General features: G+C 65.8%; 23 protein-coding genes. 11 read left to right on the top strand and 12 right to left on the bottom strand.

What is annotated here, in order from left to right; all coding sequences use genetic code 11:
• Window positions 1–18: 18 nt before the first annotated feature.
• Window positions 19–555 (bottom strand): hypothetical protein, encoded by a 537-nt coding sequence (locus AC3A43_RS08260; protein ID WP_487792078.1) that lies wholly within the window; start codon window positions 553–555, stop codon window positions 19–21.
• A gap of 70 nt (window positions 556–625) precedes the next feature.
• Complete coding sequence (locus tag AC3A43_RS08255) at window positions 626–1,588, bottom strand: patatin-like phospholipase family protein (protein ID WP_487792077.1); 963 nt, start codon at window positions 1,586–1,588, stop codon at window positions 626–628.
• A 162-nt stretch (window positions 1,589–1,750) separates the two neighbouring features.
• Here AC3A43_RS08255 and AC3A43_RS08250 point away from each other — a divergent pair, with 162 nt between their 5' ends.
• Genes AC3A43_RS08250 through AC3A43_RS08240 form a run of 3 tightly spaced genes read left to right on the top strand, consistent with a single transcriptional unit; the run spans window position 1,751 to window position 5,614 of the window.
• On the top strand, window positions 1,751–3,286 hold the full coding sequence (locus tag AC3A43_RS08250; protein WP_487792076.1) for an NAD(P)/FAD-dependent oxidoreductase: 1,536 nt from the start codon (window positions 1,751–1,753) through the stop codon (window positions 3,284–3,286).
• A 25-nt stretch (window positions 3,287–3,311) separates the two neighbouring features.
• The gene (locus AC3A43_RS08245; RefSeq protein WP_487792075.1) at window positions 3,312–3,743 is read left to right on the top strand and encodes a GtrA family protein; all 432 of its coding nucleotides are present in this window, start codon (window positions 3,312–3,314) and stop codon (window positions 3,741–3,743) included.
• The gene (locus tag AC3A43_RS08240; RefSeq protein WP_487792074.1) at window positions 3,740–5,614 is read left to right on the top strand and encodes a hypothetical protein; all 1,875 of its coding nucleotides are present in this window, start codon (window positions 3,740–3,742) and stop codon (window positions 5,612–5,614) included. The genes AC3A43_RS08245 and AC3A43_RS08240 overlap by 4 nt, the downstream gene beginning before the upstream one ends.
• Before the next feature lie 4 nt (window positions 5,615–5,618).
• Here AC3A43_RS08240 and msrB read toward each other — a convergent pair whose 3' ends face one another.
• The 4 genes from msrB to AC3A43_RS08220 form a co-directional block, all read right to left on the bottom strand.
• On the bottom strand, window positions 5,619–6,104 hold the full coding sequence (msrB, locus tag AC3A43_RS08235) for a peptide-methionine (R)-S-oxide reductase MsrB (protein WP_487792073.1): 486 nt from the start codon (window positions 6,102–6,104) through the stop codon (window positions 5,619–5,621).
• Window positions 6,105–6,147: 43 nt separating this feature from the next.
• The gene (locus AC3A43_RS08230; protein ID WP_487792072.1) at window positions 6,148–7,404 is read right to left on the bottom strand and encodes a cytochrome P450; all 1,257 of its coding nucleotides are present in this window, start codon (window positions 7,402–7,404) and stop codon (window positions 6,148–6,150) included.
• Between the two features lie 101 nt (window positions 7,405–7,505).
• Window positions 7,506–8,759: an ABC transporter permease gene (locus AC3A43_RS08225; protein WP_487792071.1), complete on the bottom strand. Its 1,254-nt coding sequence runs from the start codon at window positions 8,757–8,759 to the stop codon at window positions 7,506–7,508.
• A complete protein-coding gene (locus AC3A43_RS08220) occupies window positions 8,756–9,730 on the bottom strand; it encodes an ABC transporter ATP-binding protein (protein WP_487792070.1) in 975 nt (324 codons plus the stop codon). Before AC3A43_RS08220 ends, AC3A43_RS08225 begins: the two co-directional genes overlap by 4 nt.
• Before the next feature lie 49 nt (window positions 9,731–9,779).
• Here AC3A43_RS08220 and queG point away from each other — a divergent pair, with 49 nt between their 5' ends.
• Complete coding sequence (gene queG / locus AC3A43_RS08215; RefSeq protein ID WP_487792069.1) at window positions 9,780–10,832, top strand: tRNA epoxyqueuosine(34) reductase QueG; 1,053 nt, start codon at window positions 9,780–9,782, stop codon at window positions 10,830–10,832.
• 16 nt (window positions 10,833–10,848) lie between these two features.
• Here the strand turns inward: queG and AC3A43_RS08210 are convergent, their stop codons facing one another.
• Window positions 10,849–11,223, bottom strand: a complete 375-nt coding sequence (locus AC3A43_RS08210; protein WP_487792068.1) for a hypothetical protein — start codon at window positions 11,221–11,223, stop codon at window positions 10,849–10,851.
• The gene (locus AC3A43_RS08205; RefSeq protein ID WP_487792067.1) at window positions 11,220–11,903 is read right to left on the bottom strand and encodes an EI24 domain-containing protein; all 684 of its coding nucleotides are present in this window, start codon (window positions 11,901–11,903) and stop codon (window positions 11,220–11,222) included. The genes AC3A43_RS08210 and AC3A43_RS08205 overlap by 4 nt, the downstream gene beginning before the upstream one ends.
• Window positions 11,904–12,012: 109 nt before the next feature.
• Here AC3A43_RS08205 and AC3A43_RS08200 point away from each other — a divergent pair, with 109 nt between their 5' ends.
• The gene (locus AC3A43_RS08200; RefSeq protein ID WP_487792066.1) at window positions 12,013–13,011 is read left to right on the top strand and encodes an adenosine kinase; all 999 of its coding nucleotides are present in this window, start codon (window positions 12,013–12,015) and stop codon (window positions 13,009–13,011) included.
• Window positions 13,012–13,065: 54 nt separating this feature from the next.
• Window positions 13,066–13,323, top strand: a complete 258-nt coding sequence (locus AC3A43_RS08195) for a hypothetical protein (protein WP_487792065.1) — start codon at window positions 13,066–13,068, stop codon at window positions 13,321–13,323.
• A gap of 3 nt (window positions 13,324–13,326) precedes the next feature.
• On the opposite strand, the gene AC3A43_RS08190 is transcribed toward AC3A43_RS08195, so the two are convergent.
• The 3 genes from AC3A43_RS08190 to tsaD form a co-directional block, all read right to left on the bottom strand.
• Complete coding sequence (locus AC3A43_RS08190) at window positions 13,327–14,865, bottom strand: lipopolysaccharide biosynthesis protein (RefSeq protein ID WP_487792064.1); 1,539 nt, start codon at window positions 14,863–14,865, stop codon at window positions 13,327–13,329.
• Window positions 14,866–14,941: 76 nt separating this feature from the next.
• Window positions 14,942–15,952 carry an NAD(P)H-dependent glycerol-3-phosphate dehydrogenase gene (locus AC3A43_RS08185; RefSeq protein ID WP_487792063.1) on the bottom strand — a complete coding sequence of 337 codons (1,011 nt, stop codon included), beginning with the start codon at window positions 15,950–15,952 and terminating at the stop codon, window positions 14,942–14,944.
• Window positions 15,949–16,983, bottom strand: coding sequence for a tRNA (adenosine(37)-N6)-threonylcarbamoyltransferase complex transferase subunit TsaD (tsaD, locus tag AC3A43_RS08180; protein ID WP_487792062.1), 1,035 nt, complete (start codon window positions 16,981–16,983; stop codon window positions 15,949–15,951). The genes AC3A43_RS08185 and tsaD overlap by 4 nt, the downstream gene beginning before the upstream one ends.
• A 64-nt stretch (window positions 16,984–17,047) precedes the next feature.
• Here tsaD and hemC point away from each other — a divergent pair, with 64 nt between their 5' ends.
• From hemC to AC3A43_RS08155, 5 genes are read left to right on the top strand one after another with little or no spacing between them, the layout of a single operon-like run.
• A complete protein-coding gene (gene hemC, locus AC3A43_RS08175) occupies window positions 17,048–17,995 on the top strand; it encodes a hydroxymethylbilane synthase (protein ID WP_487792061.1) in 948 nt (315 codons plus the stop codon).
• Window positions 17,992–18,681, top strand: coding sequence for a uroporphyrinogen-III synthase (locus AC3A43_RS08170; protein ID WP_487792060.1), 690 nt, complete (start codon window positions 17,992–17,994; stop codon window positions 18,679–18,681). Before hemC ends, AC3A43_RS08170 begins: the two co-directional genes overlap by 4 nt.
• A 19-nt stretch (window positions 18,682–18,700) precedes the next feature.
• Entirely contained in the window at window positions 18,701–19,609 is a 909-nt protein-coding gene (locus AC3A43_RS08165) for a mitofilin family membrane protein (protein WP_487792059.1), read from the top strand.
• Between the two features lie 50 nt (window positions 19,610–19,659).
• A complete protein-coding gene (locus tag AC3A43_RS08160) occupies window positions 19,660–20,862 on the top strand; it encodes an acyl-CoA dehydrogenase (RefSeq protein WP_058539307.1) in 1,203 nt (400 codons plus the stop codon).
• Between the two features lie 19 nt (window positions 20,863–20,881).
• A complete protein-coding gene (locus AC3A43_RS08155; RefSeq protein WP_487792058.1) occupies window positions 20,882–21,991 on the top strand; it encodes a CaiB/BaiF CoA transferase family protein in 1,110 nt (369 codons plus the stop codon).
• Between the two features lie 48 nt (window positions 21,992–22,039).
• Here the strand turns inward: AC3A43_RS08155 and AC3A43_RS08150 are convergent, their stop codons facing one another.
• Window positions 22,040–24,340 carry a TonB-dependent receptor gene (locus AC3A43_RS08150; RefSeq protein WP_487793024.1) on the bottom strand — a complete coding sequence of 767 codons (2,301 nt, stop codon included), beginning with the start codon at window positions 24,338–24,340 and terminating at the stop codon, window positions 22,040–22,042.
• Window positions 24,341–24,554 lie beyond the last annotated feature (214 nt).

Below are 24,554 nucleotides of genomic sequence, written 5' to 3'. Positions count from 1 at the left end.
ATTTGCAGATGTTGTCAGTTAACGCTCTGCATAACTAACCGCAGTTGAACGGTTTGTGTAATTTTCGAGGATGATGAATCTGGCGATTTTTCCGCTACCATAAGCTGGGCCTTCATATACGTCGCCCTTCGCTCCATCTCGGTCACCGCCAACAATCAAAGTAAGACCGTTTTGTTTGACGGTGTCTCGCGTGACGCCGGCAATTGCTTCATACCCGACGCCAAAATAATTCAAAGTGCAGCGCTTTTCGACCGGATTGTAATCAACCGTTAGCCGTCCTTTGCCGCCATCGCCCTTAAACCAGAGCTCGCCAGAAGCGATCCCGTCCGTCGCTTCAAAACCTAGCTTTGACAAATCGGCATTCGAGGGAGAGACCCCCTTTTGAACTAATTGGGGACAAAGAAAGAAAACCCCATTAATGGTCAAGTGTATGGGTGACTTTGGGGCCACCTGAGACTGTGCGGAACTAGGCATCAGAAGAGCCAACATCAAACAAGCGGCCGATTGCCGAATTCGTAAATACATCACTCCCGGTCTTCCTAGCTTGGTAATCATCTTAGATAGCGCGATTGCATAACTGGGAGCGCCAGCGTCCGCAATTGGTCGATTCCGGTCATTCGACCCATCAGCTGAGCAGCGGCTCCAGCGCATCCCATTCGCGGTCGACCGCCCGCCGTCCGGCGTCGATCGCGGCGCGAATTTTCACGGGGTTGAATTCGAGCGTTTCGGCGACTTCTTCCTCGGGTTCGATGACGCGGATCGGGGCGAAGCGGTAGCGCGCGATCTGGACGTCGAGCGGGCGGAGGATGCGCGCCGCCTGCGCGGCGCCGATGCCTTCGCCTTGCAGCGCGCGGAGCTGACCCTCGCGCGCCGCGATCAGGTCGTTGATCAGCGCGGCGCCGGCAAGATCGTTGGCCGAAACTTCGGATTGGAGGATATCGACCGCGCGCAGTCCGATCTTGATCAGGTTGGGAAAGATACGCACCGGGCCGGGGCGCGGTGCGGGGGACGCGCGCACGGCGATCACGCCGCGCGGATTCATTTCGAGCGCGGCACTGAGCGGGGTCACGTCGCGCACGCCGCCATCGACCCATTGTTCCTCGGTCCCGTCGCTCGCGCGCGTTTTCAGCGGATCGAAGAACAAAGGCATCGCGCAGCTGGCATAGACCCAATTGTGGATGCCGGGCACGCTTTCGTCGATGCTGCGATAGGTGCCGGTGCCGAGATTGACGACGCCGAGCAGCAGTTTGCGCCCGCTGGCGCGCAGCTTGGCGTCGTTCGCAAAGCCTTTGAGCAGCCGTTTGAGCGGCGCGGTGTCGTAAAGCGCATCCTCGCCGAGCAGCCCGCCGACGACGCCCAGCGGTCGCGACTTGTAGATCGAGCTGTTGCCTTTGATCCCGAGCCAGGCGTCGAGCAGGCCCGGAACATCGTCCTGTGCGACCCCCAGCGCCTGGATCGCGCCGGTCGATACGCCCGCGACGATGTCGAGCCGAACGCCGCGGTTGACGACCAGTTCGTGGACGACGCCGACCTGGAAGGCGCCTTTGGCGCCGCCGCCGCTCAATACGATTGCCAGACCGCCAGCCATGTCATGCGCCTCCTTGGCTGGTGCCCGTTTACAGCAATTCGGCGCTCTTCCCAAGCCGGCAGACCGCGCCTTCGCCAGAAACCCGGGCCGATGTTAACCAATTTTTATCCATGATTGGCCACAGGGGTAGCGAGCATGAATATGCCTGTGGGGAAGTAATCGATGTTCGAAACCTTGGGTTCGAAAAACCGTCCGACGAGTGTCGACGTTGCCATTATCGGCGCGGGTCCGGCGGGGCTGACCGCCGCCTATCAGCTGACCCAGCAGGGTTATAGCGTGACTGTGATCGAAAAGGATCCGGTCTATGTCGGCGGGATCAGCCGTACCGTCGAGCATGAGGGCTTTCGTTTCGACATCGGCGGCCACCGCTTTTTCTCGAAGAGCCGCGAGGTCGTCGACCTGTGGAACGAGATCCTTCCGCATGATTTCATCGAGCGCCCGCGGATGAGCCGCATCTATTATGAGGGCAAATTCTATAGCTATCCCTTGCGGGCGTTCGAGGCCTTGTGGAACCTGGGCATCATTCGCTCGACGCTGTGCATGGTGAGCTATGCGCAGGCGAAGCTGTTTCCGAACAAGAAGGTTCGCAGTTTCGAGGACTGGACGATCAACCAGTTCGGCCGGAAGCTCTATTCGATCTTTTTCAAGACCTATACCGAGAAGGTGTGGGGCATGCCGTGCGACGAAATGTCGGCAGACTGGGCGGCGCAGCGCATCAAGGGGCTCAGCCTCGGCGGCGCGGTGATCGACGGGCTGAAGCGCAGCCTCGGGCTCAACAAGCGTCCGAATGACGGCATGGCGACCAAGACTTTGCTCGAAACCTTCCGCTATCCGCGGCTGGGCCCCGGCATGATGTGGGACGCGGCGCGCGACAAGGTCGTGGCGGGCGGCAATCATGTGCTGATGGGCCACAGCTTCAAGCAATTGACGCAGGATCAGGTGAGCGGCCGTTGGCGGATGACCGCGACCGGCCCCGACGGCGATGTCGTGATCGATGCGGCGCATGTGATCAGTTCGGCGCCGATGCGCGAGCTGGCGGCGCGTATCCATCCGCTGCCCGCATGCGCGCTGAACGCCGCGCCGAACCTCAAATATCGCGACTTCCTGACGGTCGCGCTCAAGATTCGGTCGGAAGACCTGTTCCCCGACAACTGGATTTATATCCACGACAGCAAGGTGCAGGTCGGCCGCGTGCAGAATTTCCGCAGCTGGTCGCCCGAAATGGTACCCGATCCCGACATGGCGTGCGTCGGCCTCGAATATTTCTGTTTCGAAGGCGACGGGCTCTGGGCGGCGAGCGACGAGAAGCTGGTCGCGCTGGCGACGACCGAAATGGAAATCCTGGGTCTTTGCGATCCGGAAGATGTCGTCGGCGGCGCCGTGGTGCGGCAGGAAAAGGCCTATCCGGTCTATGACGATGATTACGCGACGCATGTCGAAACGATGCGCAGCGAGCTTGAGGCGCGCTATCCGACACTGCACATGGTCGGGCGCAACGGCATGCACCGCTATAACAACCAGGATCACGCGATGATGACCGCGATGCTGACGGTGCGGAACATCGTCGCGGGCGAAAAGCTCTATGATATCTGGGGTGTCAACGAAGACGCGGAATATCATGAAAGCGGCACCGAGGGCGAGCAGGCCGCGCTGGCTTCGGTCCGCGACGTGCCGTCGCGTGTGTCGAAGGCCGCGTAGGGCTTTGGCCGGAGGCGCTCCGATCGTGCACCCCGCCACCAAATTGATCGCGTCGGTTCGGCGCGGCGAGATCCGCTGGCTGAACTATCTGCTCGCCAGCGCTCTCGCGCTGGGCAGCGACGCGGGCCTGTTCCTGTTGCTCCTCGACTCCGGGCTCTCGCCGGTTGCGGCGTCGGCGATCGGCTATTGTGCCGGGATCCTCGTGCACTGGATGGTGTCGAGCCGGCTCGTCTTTGCCGATGGCGCCGCGGCGCGCGGGACCGGTGAACGGCATCGCCAGAAGCTTCTGTTCGTCGGGTCGGCCCTGGTCGGGCTTGCCGTCACGACGGCAATCGTCGGCGGGGGGAGCGCGCTCGGCCTCGATCCGCGGCTCGCGAAACTGCTCGCGATCATTGTCAGCTTCCAGACCACCTATCTGCTCCGCCGCCATATCGTGTTCCGGGCCGCCGCGGCATGAGCGAAACATCCGCGCCTGCCGCAGGCGGCGCGGTGCCGTCGGCTTCTCCGCCCGCACCGGGGGGCATTGCGCTCGGCGCTTGGTTCACGCCGGTCCGGATCGCGCTGATCCTCTGGGGGGCGATGAGCCTGATCACCATCGTCGCGCGATGGCAGGCGATCGGCGCGCTCGATCTTCCGGATACCGACGATGCGATGCGCATCGCGCAGGTGCGCGACCTTCTTGCCGGGCAAAGCTGGTGGGATCTGTCGCAATATCGCGTCAATCCGGCGGGCGGCGGGGTGCTGATGCACTGGTCGCGGATCGTCGATGCGCCGCTGGCGGCCGGTATTTTGCTGCTGAAACCGCTGTTCGGGCAGGCGATGGCCGAACGGATCGTGATGACATTGTGGCCGCCGATGCTCGGCGCCGCGCTCAGCGTCGTCTGCGCCCTCGGCTACCGCGGCCTGTCCGACCGGCGCATCGCCTATGTCGCGCCGCTTTTCCTGATCATGTCGGCCTATATCGTCGCGCAGTTCCGCCCGCTGCGGATCGACCATCATGGCTGGCAGATTTTCCTCGCGATGCTGATCATGGCGCAGGCGCTTCGGCCCGCGACCTGGCACGCGGGCCTGCTGGGCGGTTTGTCCGCCGCGGCGTTGCTGGCGGTGTCGATCGAAGGATTGCCGATCGTCACGCTGTTCGCCGGCCTCGCCGCGCTGCGCTGGGCGCTGCACGGGCGCGACGCGGATCGGGCGCGGCTGTGCGGCTATATGGGTGCGCTTGCGGCCGGGGGACTGTTATTCCAGTTCCTGACGCGCGGTCCCGCGGGGCTCATGGGACATTGGTGCGATTCGCTTTCGGCGCCCTATTTGGCGGCGTTCGTCGCGGCCGCGGCGGTGACTTTTGCCGCCGTTCGGGCCCGGCCGGGGCTGCCGTGGACCCGGTTTTTGCTGTTGGGGCTGGCAGGTCTTTCGGCCGCCGGCGCGTTGGTGTGGACCGAACCGCAGTGCGCGAAAGGTCCCTTCGCCACGCTCGATCCGATCGTCGTGGAATATTGGTACCGGCATGTCCTCGAAGGCCAGCCCTTGTGGGTGTCGAAACCGGCCGATGCGATCCATGTGCTGGTTCCGTCGCTCGTCGGTCTTGCCGGGTCGTTGCTGGCGTGGCGGAGCTGCGCCGCAGCCGTTGACCGCAAGAACTGGGCTACGGTGATCGTCGCGCTGGTCGGCGCGGCGGCGCTGTCGCTGCTTGTCCTGCGCAGCGCGTCGACCGCGCACCTGTTCGCGCTGCCGGGCTGTGCCTGGCTCGGGCTGCGGGCATGGGCATGGGCGCGAACGATTTCATCGCCCCTGCCGCGCATTCTGGCGTCGGCGATGGCGGCGTTGACCTTGCCGTTGATGGGCGGAATGGCGGCGGTTGCGGTCTTCGCTATGGTCCTTCCATCGCCCGAAGCCCGCGAAGACAAGGCGGCCGAAGCGATTGCGGCGGCGCATCCGTATCGCGCGGATTGCCTCGATCCGGCAGCGATCGCGGCGCTGAACCATTTGCCGGCAACGACGATCCTGACCCCGATCGATCTGGGCGCGCCGCTGATCTTTCGGACGCGGCACAGCCTGGTCGCGACCCCGCATCATCGCAACAAGGACGCGATGGCCGATGCGATCCGTGTCTTTGCCGACGATCCGGCAAAGGCCGAAGCGCTCGTCCGCAAGCAGAAGGCGACGCTGATCGTCTTTTGCCGCACCGCAAACGACTTCACCAAATATCGCCGCGCACGCCCGGATGCGATCGCGGCGCTGCTTTACGCCGGAAAGCCGCCTATATGGCTCGAAGCGATCCCGGTCGGGACGCGCGCGGGGCTGTCGGTATGGCGGGTAACGCCCGGTTAAGGGCTCAGGCGGGGCGGAAAGTGAGCGCCGCGCCGTTCATGCAATAGCGTTTGCCGGTGGGTTTTGGCCCGTCGTTGAAGACATGGCCGAGATGGCCGCCGCAGCGTTTGCAATGGACTTCAATGCGCGCATAGCCGAGATCATAATCGGTCGATGTCGCAATGCCGCCCTTCAGCGGCGCCCAGAAGCTGGGCCAGCCGGTGCCGCTGTCGAACTTGGTTTTGCTGGCATAGACCGGCAGCGCGCAGCCGGCGCACAGGAAGGTGCCCGCGCGCTTTTCCTTGTCGAGCGGACTGGTGAAGGGGCGTTCGGTCGCCGCTTCGCGCAGAACGCGATATTGCAGCGGCGACAGGCGCTTTTTCCATTCGGCATCGGACAGCTGCCAGCCGGGCTGCGCTTTCGGGCGCGACGATTTGGCAAACAGCATCGGGGCACCGATGACGGCACCGCCGAGCGCAAGTCCGCCGAGTATGTAACGACGTTCGATCATATCCTCGATACGTACGCCTTGGGCAAAGGGTTACAAGGGGGCGTCAATATTTCTCGAGTTGCACCGGCATGTGGCGATAGCCGTGGACAAAGCTTGCGTGCACGCGCTCGGGCTCGGCGAGGACGTTTACGCGCAGGCGACGGCGCTGCATTTCGGAGATGAGCGTCGTGAGCTGCAGTTCGGCGACGCGTGCGCCGACGCAGCGGTGGATGCCGTAGCCAAAGGCAAGGTGGCGCCGTGCATTCTCGCGGTCGACGACGATGCGGTCGCCATCGGGAAACACGCTCTCGTCGCGGTTCGCCGAGGCGTACCATAGAGCGATCTTGTCGCGCGCCTTGATCTCGTGCCCGAACAGCTCGGTGTCCTCGGTCGCGGTGCGGCGCATATGCGCGAGCGGGGTCTGCCAGCGCAGGATTTCGTGCATCGCGTTGATCGCGAGTTCGGGATCGTGATTCGCCTCAAGCTTCGCGCGCTCTTCGGGGAATTTGTGGAGGCCGTAGGCATAGGCCGACATCGAATTGCGCGTCGTGTCGTTGCCGCCGACGATGAGCAGGATGAGGTTCCCCATGAACTCATTCTCGCTCATATGCTTCATCGCGTCGGACTGGAGCATGATCGAAATCAAATCGTGCTCGCCCGGATTCTGTGCCTTTGCGTCCCACAATTGCTTGAAGGCGGCGCCCATTTCGAACGCCTTGCCCAGCCGCATCTGACGCTTTTCCAGCGTGTCGAAGCTTTCGATATCGCCGAGCGCGTCGGACCAGCCGGTGAGCCGGTGGCGCTCTTCCCATGGGAAATCGAACAGGATGGCGAGCATGTCGGTGGTGAGTTCAATCGACAGGCGTTCGACCCAGTCGAAGGTCTCGCCGATCGGCAGCGTATCGATCAACGCCGCGGTGCGCGCCTGGGTGTCGGCCCGCATGCGTTCGATTTCGGAAGGGCCAAAGGCGGGGGCGACGGTGCGGCGCTGCGCGGTGTGCTGCGGCGGGTCCATCGCAATGAACATCGGCATCGGGATTTCCCCTTCCTGCAGATGTTCGATGCCATCGCCGGCGACGGTGATCCCGCCATATTCCCACGACGAGGAGAAGATCTTGGGCAGCGCCTCGATATGCTGGATCGGCTTGTACGTCGTAACCGACCAATAGGGTCCGAATTTCGAATCCTCGCAGCGATATATGGGCGACTCGGCGCGTAGCTGGCGCATCGGTTCCTGCCAGCGGTCTTCGCTCCACAGTTCGGCACGGCTGACGTCGAGCGGGTTGGCGAATTCGGGGGCGGTGCGAATCTGGGTGGCCATGGGCTGCTCCTCTGCACGGCCGTCTGGCGCGGCCAATTAGGTTGCAGAGTGCCACTGTTCACAGCTTTGTCAATAGCGGGGAGGGTCGTGACGGAGGCGTCCTACCCCTTCTTCGCCCGCCGCCAGAATTTCCAGCCGCTGCCGCCGCTCAGCACGCCCGCGCGAAACAGCCGCACCGACAGGAAGATGACGAGCGCGACCCAGATCGCCTGCCAGCCGAGCGCGAGCAGATGCACCGCCCTGGCGTCGTCGGTTGCGGCGCGTGCCGCCATCGCGAGCGGCGAGGAGAAAGGAAATATCTGCGCAAAATGCGCGAGGCCGCTGCCCGGCGCGCTGGCCGCGGCGGCCGACAGGCTGAACATGCCGACCTGGAAGATGGTGATCGGCAGACTGAGCATCTGGATTTCGCGTACCGATCCCGCCTGCGCACCGACCCCGAGGAAGACCGCGCCGAGGAGGAGGAAGGACAGGATGAAATAGGCGAAGCCGATGCCAAGGAAAAAGGGCCAGCCGGTGGCCGGCATTGAGGCCAGCGCTGCCGCCGCTTTGCTCGCGCTGCCCGCCGCGGCGACCGTGGCCGGATCCATCTGCGTCGCGGCGATCAGCCCGCCGCCCATCGCAACGACCATCCAGAAAGCGATGAAGAGCACCGCGACCCCGAGCATGCCTAGCAGCTTGCCGAGAAAAACGCTTTCCAGCGGGACCGCGGCGGCGAGGATTTCGATTACCTTGTTGCCTTTTTCCTCGGCGAGCGAACTCACGGTCTGGCCGGCGAGAAGCAAGGTCAGAAGGAAGATGAGGAATACCGCACCGAAGCCGAGCGACTGTTGCACCGCGATGCTGGTGCCGCCGCGCTGGATGCTCTCGAAGCGGGGTTTCACCGGCGCGACGTCGCCCGCAGCGCGGTCGCGCAGCGCCTGGTTCGCGAGCAGCGCAAGATAGCGGCCGGCGCTGCCCTCGGCATTGCGCTCGACGATGCGGGGGTTTGCGAGCGGGCCGGTCATCACGGCATAGGTGTCGGTGCCCTTTTCGCGCGCGATCGCGAACGGGTCGGGCGCGCCTTGCCCGACGATGCGGAACTCGAGCGGCGGCGGGGTTTCACCGCGCGTAAAGGCATCGCGGAGGCGGCGGTCGGCGGCGCGCAGCGCTTCGACATCGGCGGGATCGGCGATCGCGACGATGCGGCCGGCGCCGCGGGCGCTGTCGGCGAGCTGCGAGGCGCCCATGCCGCCGGCAAGCCCCATCGCGACCATGAACAGCGGCGCGAGCAGGAAAAGCAGAAAGGTCGGGGTCGCGACGATCGCCAGAAAGTCGCGCCGCGCGATGACGAACATGCTGCGGATGAAAGGGGTCATGCGCTGGCCTCCTCTACGGCATCGTCGGTAGCGTCGGCATCGAACCCCGCATCGACCTGACGAACGATATGCACAAAGGCATCGTGCAGCGCCGGGCGGCTGATCGACAGGCCGGTGACGCCATGACCGCTCGCGGTAATCCGCGCGAGCAAGGGCTCGACCTCGGCGTCCTGGATCGCGAAATGCCATGCGTCGCCGCGGAGTTCGGCACCGGCAGGGAGGTTCGCGGCGACCAGGAGAGGGTCTCCCGCGGCGCGCGGCGTGTACCGCACCTGCATCGGCAGCAGCGCGCGCGCTTCGTCGACTGTGCCCTCGAACCGGCGCGCCGAGCGCGCGATGATCGCGATCCGGTCGCAGAGGCGTTCGGCGTGCGCCATGACATGGGTTGAAAAGAGAATCGTCGCGCCGCGGTCGCGTTCGCGTCGCACCAGCATTTCGAGCCGTTCCTGGTTGACCGGGTCGAGCCCCGAAAAGGGTTCGTCGAGAACGATCAGGTCGGGCGTGTGCACGATCGAGCCGATCAGCTGGATCATCTGCGCCATGCCTTTCGACATCTTGCGGATTTTTTCGTCGATCACGCGTTCGAGCCCGAGTTCGGTCATGAAGGTCGCGGCGCGGCGACGGCCCTCGGCCCATTCGAGCCCGCGCAGCGCCCCCATGAAGGCGATCGCCTCGCGCGCCTTCATGCCGGGATAAAGACCGCGCTCCTCGGGAAGATAACCGATGCGATGGCGCACCGACTGCGGCCGCTGCCCGCCGAGGAGGCGGCTTGTTCCCTCATCGGGGTCGATGATGCCCAGCGTCATGCGCAGGCTGGTCGTCTTGCCCGCGCCGTTCGGGCCGAGCACACCATAGATGCTGCCCGTCGGCACTTTGAGGCTCACATGATCGACCGCCTTGTAATCGCCGAAATATTTGGTGAGGCCCGTCGCCTCGACGCTGAAATCGTTCAAACTCCGGTCCCCAATCATAACCCACGCAAACTATGGCACGGCGAGGCGGCTCGCGTATAGAGCGCCAATGGTTGCCGAAGCCTTGCCTCCTCTAGAAGATCGTCTCGAAGCCGTCGCGCGCGGGCATGGCTTTGTCGCGTTCGGCATCGCCGATGCCGATGCGGCGCCGCTGACCGCCGAGCGTTTGAGCCAGTGGCTGGCCGAGGGACGGCACGGCGACATGATCTGGATGGAAAGCCGCGCGGCGCAGCGCGGATCGCCCAAAGGACTGTGGCCCGAGGTCCGATCGGTGATCGCGCTGGGCATGAGCTATGCCCCCGCGCACGATCCGTTGGCGCTGGCCGATCACCCCGATCGCGGGCGCATCTCGGTTTACGCGCAGGGCGGCGATTATCATGACGTCGTCAAAAAGGCGCTGAAGGCCGTCGCGCGCTGGCTGGTCGCCGAGGTGCACGACGCCGAGGTCAAGGTGTTCGTCGACACCGCGCCCGTGATGGAAAAGCCGCTGTCGGCGGCGGCGGGGCTCGGCTGGCAGGGCAAGCACACCAATCTCGTCAGCCGCGATCATGGCAGCTGGCTGTTCCTCGGCGCTATTTACACGACGTTGGACCTGGCGCCGAGCGACGCGGCGCGCGACACCTGTGGCAGCTGTTCGGCTTGCCAGGATGCGTGCCCGACGCAGGCCTTTCCCGCGCCGTACCGGCTCGATGCGCGGCGGTGCATTTCGTACCTCACGATCGAGCATAATGGACCGATTCCGATCGACCTGCGCCGCGGCATCGGCAATCGCATCTATGGCTGCGACGATTGCCTTGCGGCGTGCCCGTGGAACAAATTCGCCGACACCGCGCATGTGCACCGCGCCTTTCTGCCGCGCGCCGAGCTGGCTGCGCCTTCGCTTTCCGACCTGCTCGCGCTCGACGATGCCGGGTTCCGGCAGGTGTTTGCGGGATCGCCGATCAAGCGGATCGGGCGCGGGCGTATGGTTCGCAATGCAGCGATCGCGGCGGGAAACAGCGGCGATGCGCGTTTCGTTCCCATGCTGAAGCAACTGGCGAAGGACGAATCGCCGATGGTCGCCGACGCGGCGCTGTGGGCGCTCGCCGAACTGGCGTCATGACCCCGCGTACGGGCCGTCAGCGCTGGAAGGATTGCGAGCAGCTGTTCACGTCGGCGTTGCGGCCGTCGGGGGTGCGGGCGTCGACATGGGTTGCGACGGGATTGGCGCCGGCGCGCGGGGCATAGAAATAGATATCGAGGGTGCAGCTGGTGCCCGCGAACTGCAGCTTGCGGCCGGCCCCCTCGGTGACGTCGAGCCGCGGCTTGCCGAGCATGCGCCCGATGGCATCGGCGCTGCTGCCGATCAGCGCGTTATTCTGGACCGGTCGCACGACGGTCGGCGTCGACGGGGCGGGCGGCGGCGTCGCGGGACGGGGAATCGCGGGGCCGGCGCAGGCGCTGAGTGTCAGGGCAAGGCCGGAAAGAGCGGCCAGACGGCGGTTTTCGATCATATATTCCGGTCCCCATTGCGCAGATGCAGCATGTGCACGGCCATAGCCGCGCTGAGAATCGGCGCCAACAAATTGGCGACAGGCACCACGAAGCTTGCGGCAGACAGTAGCCCGAGCGACCAGCGTGCCGACCGGTCGAGCCGCGGGCGGCCGGGGTGGCGCGCGAGCACCATCGCCTCGAGGTCGCGGCCGAGGAGCAGCGCGTTGACGAACAGCGCAAAGATCGGAGTGCCGATGCCGGTGACCATCAACAGGATATAGGCGGGGAGGGCCAGCAGGTTGCCCCCGATCAGCCGGACGAGCGACGCGAGCGCCAGCATGATGTTCTGACGCCAGCCAACGTCGACCGCGCGGGCCGCCGCGCCGGGGTAATGCCGTCCCTCGACATCGGCGACGATGGCGTCGGCGAACAGGCCGACGACGACGATCGCCACGGCGCGAAAGAGCAGCCAGCCGCCCGCGACAATCGCGACCACGACCAACAGGCCCGCGATGTCGCGTTCGGCGTCGCCGAGCCATTGCCAGTGCGCGAGCCCCCAGCGCACCGCGAAGAAGATCGCTGTGCCCGACACGGCGAGGAGCAGGAAGGTGAGCGCCAGGCTCTGCGCCAGCACACGCAGCACGCGCGGATTGGGCAAATCCCTGAGCGCGAGCAGAAATGCGTGAACGGCGCGGGCCATTGGGGAGGGATGGTCGGCCGTATCGCGCCCGTCAAGCGTGAAGCTTGCCTTGGCGGGCCCCGCCGCCTAAGGCGCGCGGCAGCTTTTCCCACGCATCACAGGATTTTTCATGGCCTCCACCGCCCGTTTTGACGTCGTCGCCATCGGCAATGCGATCGTCGACGTTCTTGCCCGCGCCGACGATGCGCTGATCGCCGCCGAAGGGCTGACCAAGGGGTCGATGCGGCTCATCGACGCGGTAGAGGCCGAACGCCTCTATGCCGCGATGGGGCCGGCGGTCGAAGTATCGGGCGGTTCGGCCGCCAATACGCTGGCCGGCATGGCTGTCCTCGGCCAGCGCTGCGCCTTTATCGGCCAGGTTGCCGACGACCAGCTTGGCCATGTCTTTACGCACGACCTGCGCGCGATCGGCGTTGCCTATGAAACGCCGCCGCTCAGCGAGGGCGCGCCGACCGCGCGCTGTCTGATCCTCGTCACCCCCGACGGCCAGCGGACGATGAACACCTTCCTCGGCGCGAGCCACCTGCTCGAACAGTCGATGATCGACGAGGAATGGATCGCCGATTCGGAGATCCTCTACCTCGAAGGCTATCTGTGGGATCCCGAGCTGTCGCGGGCGGCGATGCGGCGCGCGATCGACGTGTCGCGGGCTGCCGGGCGCAAGGTTGCCTTCACGTTGTCGGATGCGTTCATCATCGACCGCCACGGCGCCGATTTCCGCAAGCTGATCGCCGAAGGCCTGTTCGACATCCTCTTCGCAAACGAAGTCGAAATCTGCGCGCTCGCCGAAACCGAGGATTTCGAAGCGGCGGTTGCGAGCGTCGCGGCGCAGGTGCCGCTGCTCATCGTGACGCGCGGCTCGCACGGCGCGATCGCGCTGACCGGCGGCACGCGTACCGAAGTCGGCGCCGAGCCGATCGACACCGTGGTCGACACCACCGGCGCGGGTGACCTGTTCGCCGCCGGTTTCCTGTCGGGCCAGGCGCAGGGCCTGCCGATCGGCGATTGTCTGACGATGGGCGCCGTCTGCGCGCGCGAAATCATCGCGCAGGTCGGGCCGCGCGCGCAGACCGACCTCAAGGCCAAGGTCGCCGAACGGCTGGGCTAGGAACCTTCGTCGGCTGCGAAGCGTCCTATGCGCTATCAGCAACAGGAGGGCTTTATGGCCGACGAAATCCACGAAACGCGCGCGCCCGACGGGACGACGCACACGACGACGATCATCGACCGCGAACCGCGGCGCGGCGGCGGGATGGGCTTTGGCCTGATCCTGCTCGTTCTGATTGCGGTTGCCGGCTTTGTCGCGTTCCAGTTCCTTGCCAATGACAAAGCTGAGACCGGCGCGATCACCGAGGCCGCGCAAAAGGTCGGCAATGCCGCCGAAAATGTCGGCGACGCCGCGCAAAAAGCCGTCGAGTAAGGATCAGGCGGGCGCTTCCGCCGTCTCGGGGTGCTTTTTGAACAGCGCCCGGTCGGCGGGGCCGAAGCCGCGCGTCCAGATCAGCCATGCGTAAATGCCGAGAATGAAGGGCACACCGATCAGCAGCTCGGCCCATTCGGGGAGCTGCGTTGCACCCCAGCCAAGCACCGCCGCGCCCGCGGTCGCCCAGACGAGCGCCCAGCGCAGGCTGTTCACCGGCGCGCCGAGGACATGCGCGAGCAGCCGCGCTTTGACCACCGAGGCGAAGCCGAGCGCGAGCATCAGCGCGAGGGCAACCGCGCCCGCATAGCTTATCGGGGGAAGCCCCATCGATTTCGCGATCAGGATCAGCGCGACGCTGAGCCCAGCCTGAAGCGCGAGCGTTGCGATGCTGATCAGCAGGTTGCGGTGGCGCGCGACATAGACAAGCGCGGCCTCGCTGACCACCGCGGTCGCCGCGACGACCTCGGCCGCGAGCAGGAAAGCGAGCGCGGCGGTGCCGCTGACGAATTCGGGGCCGACGAGGCCCATCACCGCTTCGCCCGGGATACCAAGCGCCAGCGCGACGCCGGCCTGCGCGGCGATGATCCAGAAACCGACCTGGCTGACCTGTGACGCCACGGCGGCAAGCCGGTTTTCGGCAAGGTTGCGCGTGATCACGGGCCCAAGGATCGGTTCGAAGCTGGTTTTGAGCTTTTGCGGCAGCGAGGCGACTTGCTGCGCCATGTAATAGATGCCGTAGATCGTCGGCGAGGTGAACTGGCCGAGGATAAAGAGGTCGAGGCGGCGTGTGCCCCATTCGATCGCATCGGCGGCGGCGAGCGGCGCGTTGCGCCGCGCAACTGCGATCAGGTGCGCCGGGTGCGGTTGCCAGCCGTGCGGCCCGCCATAATGACGGAGCATCGGGATCAGCGCGGTGAGGAAGGCGCCGACCATCGCGGCGGCATAGGAGAGCATCAGCCCGTCGCGTGCCGAGACGAACCAGAATCCGGCCGCCGCGGCGCTGATCACCCAGGGTTCGACGATCGCGCGGGCGCGGACGGTGGCGCCAATGTCGAATTTATAGGCGCAGGCGGCGAGCGCGATGTCTGTGCCGGCGATCGCGAAAACGAGCAGCGCCATCCAGCGGTCGGCGCTGTCGATCCCGCCCGCCGGATACATGAGCTGGGGGAAAAGGAGGAGGAGGGCGGACCCCGTCGCCGAGGCCAGAAGCGCGACGAACATGCCGTCCCACACGACGGTGCGGTGGTCGGCACCGGGCGCGCTCAATTGCTCGGCCAGGCCGCGTTTCAGCCCCAGCGTCGCGAGCTGTGCAACCAGTTCGATGACGAGCACGGCAAAGGCGAAGCGTCCGACCGCCTCGGGCCCGTACCAGCGGCCCGCCACATATAGAAAGGGCAGGCGGGCGACGAGACGCAGGATAAAACCGAAGAAATTGGTGCGACCGCCCTTGGCGAGCGCGGCCGTATCCGCATCCTGTGGGGGCAAGCCCGATGAAGGGGTGGGCGAAGAGGGCGCGGCTGCGCTGTCCGTTTGGCTCAAGCCTGGCGCCCCTTCTGCTGATCCCCGAAGCGCAGTCTAGCGAGGCAGGGGAGTGCAGGCAATCGGTCGAAGCAATTCATCGTCCTTCGGATCGCAATGGTCGGCTGAGCAGCGCCTGAACGGCTTCGGTGACGCGCGTTTCGCCGGCTACAAGGCGTGCGACGGTATCGGTAATCGGCATGTCGATGCCATCGGCGCGCGCGGCGGCGGCGACCACCGGTGCGCTGAACGCGCCTTCGGCAACGGTGCGGCGGTCGGCCATCAGGGCTTCTGCGGGTTCGCCGCGGCCGAGCCCTTGCCCAAGCGCGAAGTTGCGCGAATTCGAGGAGGTGCAGGTGAGGACGAGGTCGCCGAGCCCGGCAAGGCCTGCGAGGGTTTCGGCCTGCGCGCCGCGTGCGAGCCCGAAACGCGTCATTTCGGCAAAGCCGCGGCTGATCAAAGCCGCGCGCGCGTTGAGCCCGAGCCCCGCGCCGTCGACGATGCCGCACGCGATCGCGAGGATATTCTTGACCGCGCCGCCGATCTCCGCGCCGATGACGTCGGTCGATACATAGGGCCGGAAATGCGGACGTGCGAGCGCCTGCGCGAGGTCGGCGGCCAGGCCGGCGTCGGCGGCGGCGAGGGTAATCGCGGTCGGCAGCCCGGCGGCGACTTCGTGCGCGAAGGTCGGCCCGGACAGGACGGCATGCGGGCGCTGCGGCGCGAGATCGCGCGCGATATCGATCGGGAAGGCGAAACTGCCCGCCTCCATCCCCTTGCTGCAGAAGATCAGCGGCGCATCGCCCGCGGGCAGTTCGGCGAGGACGGCGCGCAGGAAGGGCACGGGGACGACGACGAGCAGCGCGTCGTGATCGGCCATATCGGCGAGGTCGTCGGTTGCGGTCAGTGAGGGCGAGAGCGCGGCGCCGGGCAGGAAGGCTGGGTTGCGATGATCGGCGTTGATCGCTGAGACGACATCGGCCTCGCGCGCCCACAGGCGGACGGGCGCACCGTCGGCGGCGAGAAGCTGCGCCAGCGCGGTGCCCCAGGCGCCGCCGCCGATCACGCCGAAGCGGGTGAAACGCGACGTCATGCTTTCACCGGTCATGCCTTTACCCCGGCGCCGCGGACGGCCTCGGCCGCCGGGTCGAGCGGCCAGCGCGGACGCGCCGCGACGCTGAGGTCGTCGGTGAGGCCGGCGGCGAAGCGCTCGACGCCTGCCCAGGCGATCATCGCGCCATTGTCGGTGCACAGCCACAGCGGCGGGGCGACGAAACCCTTGTCGAAGCGCGCGGCGAGATCGGTCAGCGCGGTGCGGATAGCGCCATTGGCCGCCACCCCGCCCGCAACGACGAAGGCGGTGGCATCGGGGCAGGCGGCGAGCGCGATGCGGCTGCGGTCGACGAGGCAGTCGACGACCGCCTGCTGGAACGAGGCGGCGAGATCGGGCACGCTGTGCGCGCCTGATGCGGCGGCGCGTGCGACCGCACTTTTGAGCCCGGCGAACGAGAAATGCGGTTCGGTGCTGCCGATGAGCGGGCGCGGCAAGGGAACAGCGTTGGGATTGCCGCCCTGCGCGACGCGTTCCACCGCGGGGCCGCCTGGATAGCCGAGGCCGAGCAGTTTTGCCGTCTTGTCGAAGGCTTCGCCGGCGGCATCGTCGATCGTCGTCGCGATGCGGCGGTAGTCGCCGACGCCGCGCACGAGCAGCAACTGGCAATGTCCGCCCGACACGAGCAGCAGCAAATAGGGAAATTCGAGCGCGGGATCGGCAAGGCGCGGGCTGAGCGCATGGCCTTCGAGATGGTTGACCGCGATCAGCGGCTTGTTCGCCGCGTGCGCGAGCGCCTTGCCGGTGACGAGTCCGACCATCACGCCGCCGATCAGGCCCGGACCGGCGGTGGCGGCGATCGCATCGACATCGGCCAGCGAAACGCCGGCATCGGCCAGCACGCCCTCGACGATCGGCGCGAGCCGGTCGACATGCGCGCGCGCCGCGATTTCGGGAACGACGCCGCCATAGGGGCTGTGCTCGGCTTCCTGCCCCGCGACACGGTGCGCCAAAATGCGCCGGTTGCTGTCGACGAGCGCTGCCGCGGTTTCGTCGCAGCTCGATTCAAGGCCGAGGATCAGGGTCATAATATTGCGCGTTCCTTTACCCGCCCCTTTATCGACAGGGCAACCCGCGCTAGCAGCGAAGTCGATGAACCAACTTCCTACCCCCGAAAACCCGCTGCGTATCGGTACGCGTGCCTCGCCGTTGGCGATGGCTCAGGCGCATATGGCGGCTGCGGCGCTGATTGCCAGTCATGGCATCGATATGGCGGCGCTCGAAATTGTGCCGATGACCGCAACCGGCGACCGGATTCAGGACCGCGCGCTCGCCGAGGTCGGTGGCAAGGCGCTGTGGACGCGCGAACTCGACGCCGCGCTCGATGCCGGGGTGATCGACATCGCGGTCCATTCGCTGAAGGACGTCGAAACCGTTCGCGATGCGCGCTTTGTGCTGGGCGCGATGCTCGAACGCGCCGATCCGCGCGACCGGCTGGTGGTCCGTGACGGGATCGATGCTTCGACGATCGTCGACCTGCCGCAAAATGCCCGACTGGGGACAAGCAGCCCGCGCCGCGCGGCGCAGGTGAAGCGGATACGGCCCGATCTGGAGACGGTGTTGCTGCGCGGCAATGTCGCGACGCGCCTCGCAAAGATTGCGGCGGGCGATGCCGATGCGACGCTGCTTGCGGCGGCGGGGCTCGATCGGCTCGGGATGCACGACGTCGGTACCGTGCAGGAAGCAAGCCTGTTGCTTCCCGCGGCCTCGCAGGGCGCGATCGGGATCGAATGCCGTGACGACGATGCCGTCACGCGCGCGCTGCTGACGGCGATCGATCATGCGCCGACGCATCGCGCCGTCGCCGCCGAGCGAGCGTTTCTGGCAGCCCTGGGTGGCGATTGCCGTTCCCCCGTCGCGGCGCATGCGCATTGGCGCGACGACGGCACACTACGCCTCGATGCCCAGATATTTTCAGACGATGGCGCGGAGCATGCCGCCGGGCATGTCATCGTCACCGATTCGAATGCGCCAGCTATATTGGCCGACCGCCTGCTCAGCGAGGCGCCCGAAAGCGTCCGGCGCCTGTTCGCGGCATGACCGGCCGCCCGCCGCTGATCGTCACGCGGCCCGAGCCGGGTAATGCGGCGACGGTCGAGCGGGCGAAGGCGATGGGGTTCGACGTCCGCGCGATCCCGCTTTTCGCTGCGCGGCCGCTTGAATGGGGCGTGCCCATGGTCGAAGATTTCGACGCTTTGCTGCTGACGAGTGCGCTGGCCGCCAGGCTGGCGGGACCCGGCCTTTCCCATCTATCGTCGCTCCGAACCTACGCCGTCGGCGCCGCCACCGCAGGCGCCGCCGAAGCGGCCGGATTGACCGTTGCCATGACCGGATCGGCCGATGCGCAAGGCCTTCTTGACGTCATGGCGTCAGGCGAAGTCCGCAATATATTGTGGCTTTGTGGACGCGATCGTTCCGAATTCGATGCGCGCGGCGCGGCGATCGTGCCGCTGCCCTGTTATGCGGTCGACCCCGTCCCGCCATCGCCCGAATGGTTCGACCTGGTGGCCGGGCCGGCGGTGATTCTGGCGCATTCGACGCGCGCGGCGAAGCGCATTTCGGATCTGGTCGGCGCTGCGCGCGGGCATCTGGCACTGGTCGCCATCAGTGCGTCCGCCGCGTCGGCGGCGGGCGATGGCTGGGGCGAGCGGGCCGTTGCGAAACAGCCCGGCGACGTCGCAATGTTGGCACAGGCCCATGCTTTGTGGCACAAGGGCGCAAAATAGGGTCGTTCGAAAGAGAAATATGGCAATCGACAGCATCGACACCCCCTCGTCCGCGGATGAGGCGGTCCCGGCGAGGGGGCTATCGTTCCGCGCCATCGCTCTTGGTGCATTCCTCCTGCTCCTGATCGGCATCGCCGGCGGCGGATGGGCGGTGAATCGCTGGTTGACGGGCAGTAATTTGCCACCGGCAGCCAAAACGATCGAAACGACGCAGGGCGTGCCCAACCCGCTTCTGGCCGACGGGGCCGCAAAGGGCGGCGCCAATGGCCCGCCGCTGGTGGTCGCCCCGATCGAAGGTGCCAATGCGCTTGCGGCGCGGGTCGCCGAACTCGAACAGCGACTCTCGCGCATCACGCTGGAGGCCGAATCGGCGTCGGGCAATGCGTCGCGCGCCGAAGGGCTGCTCGTCGCCTTTGCGGTGCGCCGGGCGCTCGATCGCGGTCTGTCGCTCGGCTATCTCGACGCGCAGCTGCGCCTGCGTTTCGGCGATGACCAGCCGAACGCGGTCAAGACGATTATCGATACGTCGCGCGAACCGGTAACGCTCGAACAGCTTCGCGCTGAACTCGATGCGCTGGCACCGCAGCTTGTCGGTCGTGGCGGCGACGACAATGGCAGCCTGTGGACCGGCCTGCGCCGCGAACTTGGCGAATTGTTCGTCGTGCGCGCGGCGGGAACCCAGTCGCAGCGTGCGTCCGACCGACTCGACCGTGCACGGCGCTATCTCGGCGCGGGTCAGGCTGACCTCGCGATCGCGGAGGTTGAGGCGATGCCGGGCGCGGCGGTCGCGAACGACTGGCTGATCGATGCGCGGCGTTATCATGAAGCGCGGCGTGCGCTTGACCTGATCGAGACGGCGGCGATATTGGAGCCGCGCGACAGTCCCGCTGCCGCGATGGCCCGCAAAGCGGCCGATCCGACCCCGTAGCGCGCAATCCGGTAAGGGCTGCCCGCCCTTTTTGAGAGAAAGCCCGTTCCATGGCCCTCGCCGATCCGCAGCGCATCGAAGCGCTCGACCCGCTCGACCCCCTCCAGCTCGATGCCGAGCTGAGCGAAGAGGAACGGATGGTCCGCGATACGGCGCGCTCCTATGCGACCGACGCGCTGTTGCCGCGTGTGACTTCGGCGTTTCTCGACGAAAGGTTCGACCGCGAGATCATGTCGGAAATGGGCGCGCTCGGCCTGCTCGGCGCGACGATCGATCCCGAATATGGCGGCGCAGGGCTCAATTATGTCAGCTATGGGCTGATCGCGCGCGAAGTCGAACGCGTCGATTCGGGATATCGGTCGGCCTGCTCGGTACAGAGCTCGCTCGTGATCCACCCGATCAACGCTTATGGCAGCGAGGAGCAGAAGCGGAAGTTCCTGCCCGGGCTGACCTCCGGCGAACTCGTCGGCTGCTTTGGCCTCACCGAGCCCGATGCGGGCAGCGACCCCGGCGGGATGCGCACCCGCGCCGAAAAGATCGAGGGTGGCTACCGCCTCAAGGGCGCGAAGATGTGGATCACCAACTCGCCGATCGCCGACGTGTTTGTCGTGTGGGCGAAGTCGGAAGCGCACGACGGCGCGATTCGCGGCTTTGTACTCGAAAAGGGCATGAAGGGCCTGTCGGCGCCGAAGATCGAGGGCAAGGTCAGCTTGCGCGCGTCGGTCACCGGCGAAATCGTGATGGATTCGGTCGAGGTCGGTGAGGATGCTTTGTTGCCGCATGTCTCGGGCCTCAAGGGTCCGTTCGGCTGTCTCAACCGCGCGCGCTACGGCATCGGCTGGGGCGCGATGGGCGCCGCCGAATTCTGCTATGAAGCGGCGCGCAATTACACCGGCGAGCGCAAGCAGTTCGGGCGGCCGCTCGCGGCGAACCAGATCGTCCAGCTGAAGCTCGCCAATATGCTCACCGAAATTGCGCTGGGCCTGCAGACGGCGCTGCGCGTCGGTCGGTTGATCGACGAAGGGCGGCTCATTCCCGACGCGATCAGCCTGCTCAAGCGCAACAATTGCGGCAAGGCTCTCGATATCGCTCGCGTTGCGCGCGATATGCATGGCGGCAACGGGATTTCGGCCGATTATCATGTGATCCGCCATGCGGTCAATCTCGAGACCGTGAACACCTATGAGGGCACGCATGACGTCCATGCGCTGATTCTCGGCCGCGCGATCACCGGCATTTCGGCTTTTGCCTAAGCCCCAGGGCTTAAAACCTTTGCAGGGCATCCGCGTGGTCGAACTGGCGCGGGTGCTCGCGGGGCCTTGGTGCGGGCAATTGCTCGCCGACCTCGGTGCCGAGGTGATCAAGGTCGAGCGGCCGGGGGCAGGCGACGATACGCGCCAATGGGGTCCGCCGTTCGTCACCGGCGCCGATGGCGAAGATCTGGGTGCGGCCTATTATCACAGCTGCAACCGCGGCAAGCAGAGCGTTGCGATCGACATCGCGAGCACGGAAGGGCAGGCCGAGGTGCGTGCGCTGCTGGCCGGCGCCGATGTCGTCATCGAGAATTACAAGGTCGGCGGGCTCGTCAAATATGGGCTCGATCCCGCGCGGCTCCGCGCCGATTTCGCGCGACTGGTCGTCTGTTCGATCACCGGTTTCGGACAGACCGGGCCTTATGCGCACCGCGCGGGATATGATTATATCGTCCAGGCGATGAGCGGCTTCATGTCGCTAACCGGCGACCCCGACGGGCCGCCGCAAAAGGCCGGAATTGCTTATGCCGATATCTTCACCGGCATGTATTCGGCGGTCGCGATCCTTGCCGCGCTGCGACGTCGTGACGTCACCGGGGCGGGCGCGCATGTCGATATGGCGTTGCTCGATTCACAGGTCGCGGTGCTTGCGAATCAGGCGGCCAATTATCTGGCGAGCGGGGTGGTTCCGAAGCGGATGGGCAATGCCCACGTCAATGTGGTGCCCTATCAGGTCTTTGCGACCGCCGATGGCCAGCTGGTGATCGCGGTCGGCAATGACGGGCAATATCGCAAGCTGTGCGCGATTCTGGGGGTGCCCGAATGGGCCGACGACCCGCGCTTTGTGAATAATGCCGCGCGGTTGGCGAACCGGACCGAGCTGATCCCGCTGCTCGCGGCGAAGATCGCCACATGGGATGCGCAGCCACTGTCGCTCGCGCTCGAGGCCGAGGGCGTGCCCGCGGGGCCGATCAACGACCTTGCCCAAGTGTTCGCCGATCCGCAGGTTCAGGCGCGCGGGATGCGCTTCCGTCCGGAAGGTGCCGCGATCGACGGCGTTGCGAGTCCGATCGTCATCGACGGCGAGCGCATGGTCGCCGCGACCGGGGCACCGCCACTCGCCTCATAGAAAAAGGGGCGCCGCAACGGACGCCCCTTTCCCCTTATTATCGAATAATCAGAATTTCACGGTGCCGGTGACGAAAACCTGCCGCGGATTGCCGTAAAAGGCGGTCAGCGTGCCTTCGCGGCCGAGCGCGGAGGTCGGCAGGCCGTTGGGTGTGGTGACAGGCACGCCGGTAACCGGATTGACGTTGATGAAGGTGTAGCCCGAGGTCTTATATTCCTTGTTCGTCAGATTCTTGCCGAACACGCCGAGGCTCCAGCGATCGTCGGGCGCGGTGTAGACAAGGCTGGCGTCCCACAACGCGAAGCCCTTCTGGTCGATATAGGGGTTCGGGATTTCGAACTGATAGGTCTTGCTGCGATACGACAGCGTCGTGCCGAAGCTGAGGTCGCCGTCGCCGATCGGGGTGGAGTAGGCGAGGGTGCCGCTGGCGGTCCATTTGGGCGTATTCTGCACCTCACGGAAATCCGACACGTCGGTCGGGGTGTTGATCCCGCCGACGAGGATGTTCGAGATATATTCCTTATAATCGGCCTGGATATAACCGAGCGCGGTCGACAGCGTCAGCCGGTCGCCCGCAGTCGCCAGATCCCGACCAAGCCGCGCGCGGCCTTCGAATTCGACGCCCTTGAAGGTCGCCTTGCCCGCGTTCGACACGACGCCGCAGAAGCTGGGCAGGCCGCTGACAGTGCAGGCGACCGAGCCCGGGATCTGGACGTCGGTGTAATCGGCATAGAAAGCGGCGAGCGCGACATTGACCGCGCCGTCCATCAGGCTGCCCTTGTAGCCGACTTCGTAGCTTTCGACCTTTTCGGGGCGGAAGCTCAGGAACGAGGCGACTTCGGCATCGGTCGGCGCGCCCGGGATGGCGGCGGGCGCGTTGACGCCGACGCCGCGCGGATCGAAACCGCCGCCTTTGAATCCCTGCGAATAGCTGGCGTAGACATTATGATCGGGGGTCGGCTTGAACGACAGCGAGGCGCGCGGGGTGAATTTGTTGAAGCTGCGCTTGCCGTCGAAATTGGTGCCGGGGGCGCCAAAAGCGACCCCCGCGCCGCCGAATACGGGCGACCCGCCACCGAGATAATTCTGGCGCAGGATCGACGCTTCGCGCTCGTCCCACGTATATCGGCCGCCGACCGACAGGCTGAGCTGCTCGCTGAAATCATAGGTGAAATCGCCGAACACCGCGAAGGTCTGGGTATCGACATCGGCCTCGGTAAAGGCGGTCAGGCCCGCGAGATTGTTGAAGATGCGGACGTCGAACAAGGTGTCGGCGGTTGCATCGAGATAATAGAAGCCGAGCAGGCCCTTCAACTTGTCGCCTTCGTATAGAAGCTGGAATTCCTGGCTGATCTGTTCGTTGAAGTAGAAGCCGGGAACGTCGATATCGACGCCGGGCAGCGCGTCGAAATCGATTGGGGTCGCCGACGTGTCCTTGCGCCAGGCGCTGATCGACCGGATCGTCACCGTGTCGCTCAGTTCGGCCGTGACGTTCATTGCGAGGCCGTAGGATTCGATCTCCTGCTTCGGATCGTTGAGGCCGCCGCGGCTGTCGAACACATCGTCGAGCACGGGGGCGTTTGTCAGCAGCGACGGGATCAGGCGGTGGCCGCCGCGCGGCGCGCTCTTGTCCTTCGTGTAATCGCCCGAAATGCGGATCAGCACCGGGGCGTCGTAGCCGCCGAGTTCGACGGTGCCGCGCCCCGCCCAGACATCCTTGTTATAATTTTCGAGGCCGGTGGTGAGATTGTCGCCAAAGCCGCCGCGCGACAGGCGCGCAACCGAGCCGCCGACGCGCAGCAGGTCGCCGATCGGCGCGCTGGCGGTCACGACGAGGTCGGCCTGGTCATAGGTGCCAAGCGTGCCCTTGATCTTGAGAGAGAATTCCTGCGGCAGCTGCTTGGTCACATATTTGACCGCGCCGCCGATCGTGTTGCGGCCATAGAGCGTGCCCTGCGGCCCGCGCAGGATTTCGATGCGTTCGACCTCGTAGATGTCGAGCACCGCAGCCTGCGGACGGTTGAGATAGACGTCGTCGAGATAGAGACCGACACCCTGTTCGAAGCCCGAGACCGGGTCCTGCTGGCCGACGCCGCGAATGAAGGCGCTGAGCGTCGAGTTGGTGCCGCGCGAGACCTCCAATGTCGTGTTCGGGGTCGTCTGGCCGATGTCGGTGATGTCGATCGCGCCGGCCTTTGCCAGCGCCTCGCCCGAATAGGCGGTGATCGCGACGGGCACGTCGATCAGGCGTTCGTCGCGGCGGCGCGCGGTGACAATGATCTCATTATCGCCGGCGTCGGTCATCGCGCCTTCTTCCTGTGCGAAGACGGGCGGCGCAAAGGCAATCATCGAAAGCGCGCTGGTGGCGAGGACGGCACGGCGCAGCGAGCGGGCGAAAGGACGCATGAAGACTCTCCCATGTGGCGGGCGACCCTTGGCCACCCTTTTTGGTTTTCTGGGGCTGGTGCTTGCCAAGCCGCGCCGCATCCAATAATGAAACATGAACCAAGTTTCAACTTGGAATGTGCAACCGTCGTTTTTTGCTTGCCAGTGGTGCGGAAGA

The sequence above is a fragment of the Sphingopyxis sp. Soil_C_28 genome (assembly GCF_057657055.1).
This window is presented reverse-complemented; position numbering and strand designations above follow the sequence as displayed.

What these genes read in the sequence shown, in the direction of transcription:
- AC3A43_RS08230 (WP_487792072.1), bottom strand. Translation starts at nt 7,404, where the DNA reads ATGGCCACCCAGATTCGCACCGCCCCCGAATTCGCCAACCCGCTCGAC.
- AC3A43_RS08220 (WP_487792070.1), bottom strand. Translation starts at nt 9,730, where the DNA reads ATGATTGGGGACCGGAGTTTGAACGATTTCAGCGTCGAGGCGACGGGC.
- AC3A43_RS08195 (WP_487792065.1), top strand. Translation starts at nt 13,066, where the DNA reads ATGGCCGACGAAATCCACGAAACGCGCGCGCCCGACGGGACGACGCAC.
- AC3A43_RS08200 (WP_487792066.1), top strand. Translation starts at nt 12,013, where the DNA reads ATGGCCTCCACCGCCCGTTTTGACGTCGTCGCCATCGGCAATGCGATC.
- AC3A43_RS08160 (WP_058539307.1), top strand. Translation starts at nt 19,660, where the DNA reads ATGGCCCTCGCCGATCCGCAGCGCATCGAAGCGCTCGACCCGCTCGAC.
- AC3A43_RS08150 (WP_487793024.1), bottom strand. Translation starts at nt 24,340, where the DNA reads ATGATTGCCTTTGCGCCGCCCGTCTTCGCACAGGAAGAAGGCGCGATG.
- queG (WP_487792069.1), top strand. Translation starts at nt 9,780, where the DNA reads ATGGTTGCCGAAGCCTTGCCTCCTCTAGAAGATCGTCTCGAAGCCGTC.
- hemC (WP_487792061.1), top strand. Translation starts at nt 17,048, where the DNA reads ATGAACCAACTTCCTACCCCCGAAAACCCGCTGCGTATCGGTACGCGT.
- AC3A43_RS08205 (WP_487792067.1), bottom strand. Translation starts at nt 11,903, where the DNA reads ATGGCCCGCGCCGTTCACGCATTTCTGCTCGCGCTCAGGGATTTGCCC.
- AC3A43_RS08185 (WP_487792063.1), bottom strand. Translation starts at nt 15,952, where the DNA reads ATGACCGGTGAAAGCATGACGTCGCGTTTCACCCGCTTCGGCGTGATC.
- AC3A43_RS08170 (WP_487792060.1), top strand. Translation starts at nt 17,992, where the DNA reads ATGACCGGCCGCCCGCCGCTGATCGTCACGCGGCCCGAGCCGGGTAAT.
- msrB (WP_487792073.1), bottom strand. Translation starts at nt 6,104, where the DNA reads ATGATCGAACGTCGTTACATACTCGGCGGACTTGCGCTCGGCGGTGCC.
- AC3A43_RS08225 (WP_487792071.1), bottom strand. Translation starts at nt 8,759, where the DNA reads ATGACCCCTTTCATCCGCAGCATGTTCGTCATCGCGCGGCGCGACTTT.
- AC3A43_RS08260 (WP_487792078.1), bottom strand. Translation starts at nt 555, where the DNA reads ATGATTACCAAGCTAGGAAGACCGGGAGTGATGTATTTACGAATTCGG.
- AC3A43_RS08255 (WP_487792077.1), bottom strand. Translation starts at nt 1,588, where the DNA reads ATGGCTGGCGGTCTGGCAATCGTATTGAGCGGCGGCGGCGCCAAAGGC.
- AC3A43_RS08250 (WP_487792076.1), top strand. Translation starts at nt 1,751, where the DNA reads ATGTTCGAAACCTTGGGTTCGAAAAACCGTCCGACGAGTGTCGACGTT.
- AC3A43_RS08210 (WP_487792068.1), bottom strand. Translation starts at nt 11,223, where the DNA reads ATGATCGAAAACCGCCGTCTGGCCGCTCTTTCCGGCCTTGCCCTGACA.
- AC3A43_RS08240 (WP_487792074.1), top strand. Translation starts at nt 3,740, where the DNA reads ATGAGCGAAACATCCGCGCCTGCCGCAGGCGGCGCGGTGCCGTCGGCT.
- tsaD (WP_487792062.1), bottom strand. Translation starts at nt 16,983, where the DNA reads ATGACCCTGATCCTCGGCCTTGAATCGAGCTGCGACGAAACCGCGGCA.
- AC3A43_RS08165 (WP_487792059.1), top strand. Translation starts at nt 18,701, where the DNA reads ATGGCAATCGACAGCATCGACACCCCCTCGTCCGCGGATGAGGCGGTC.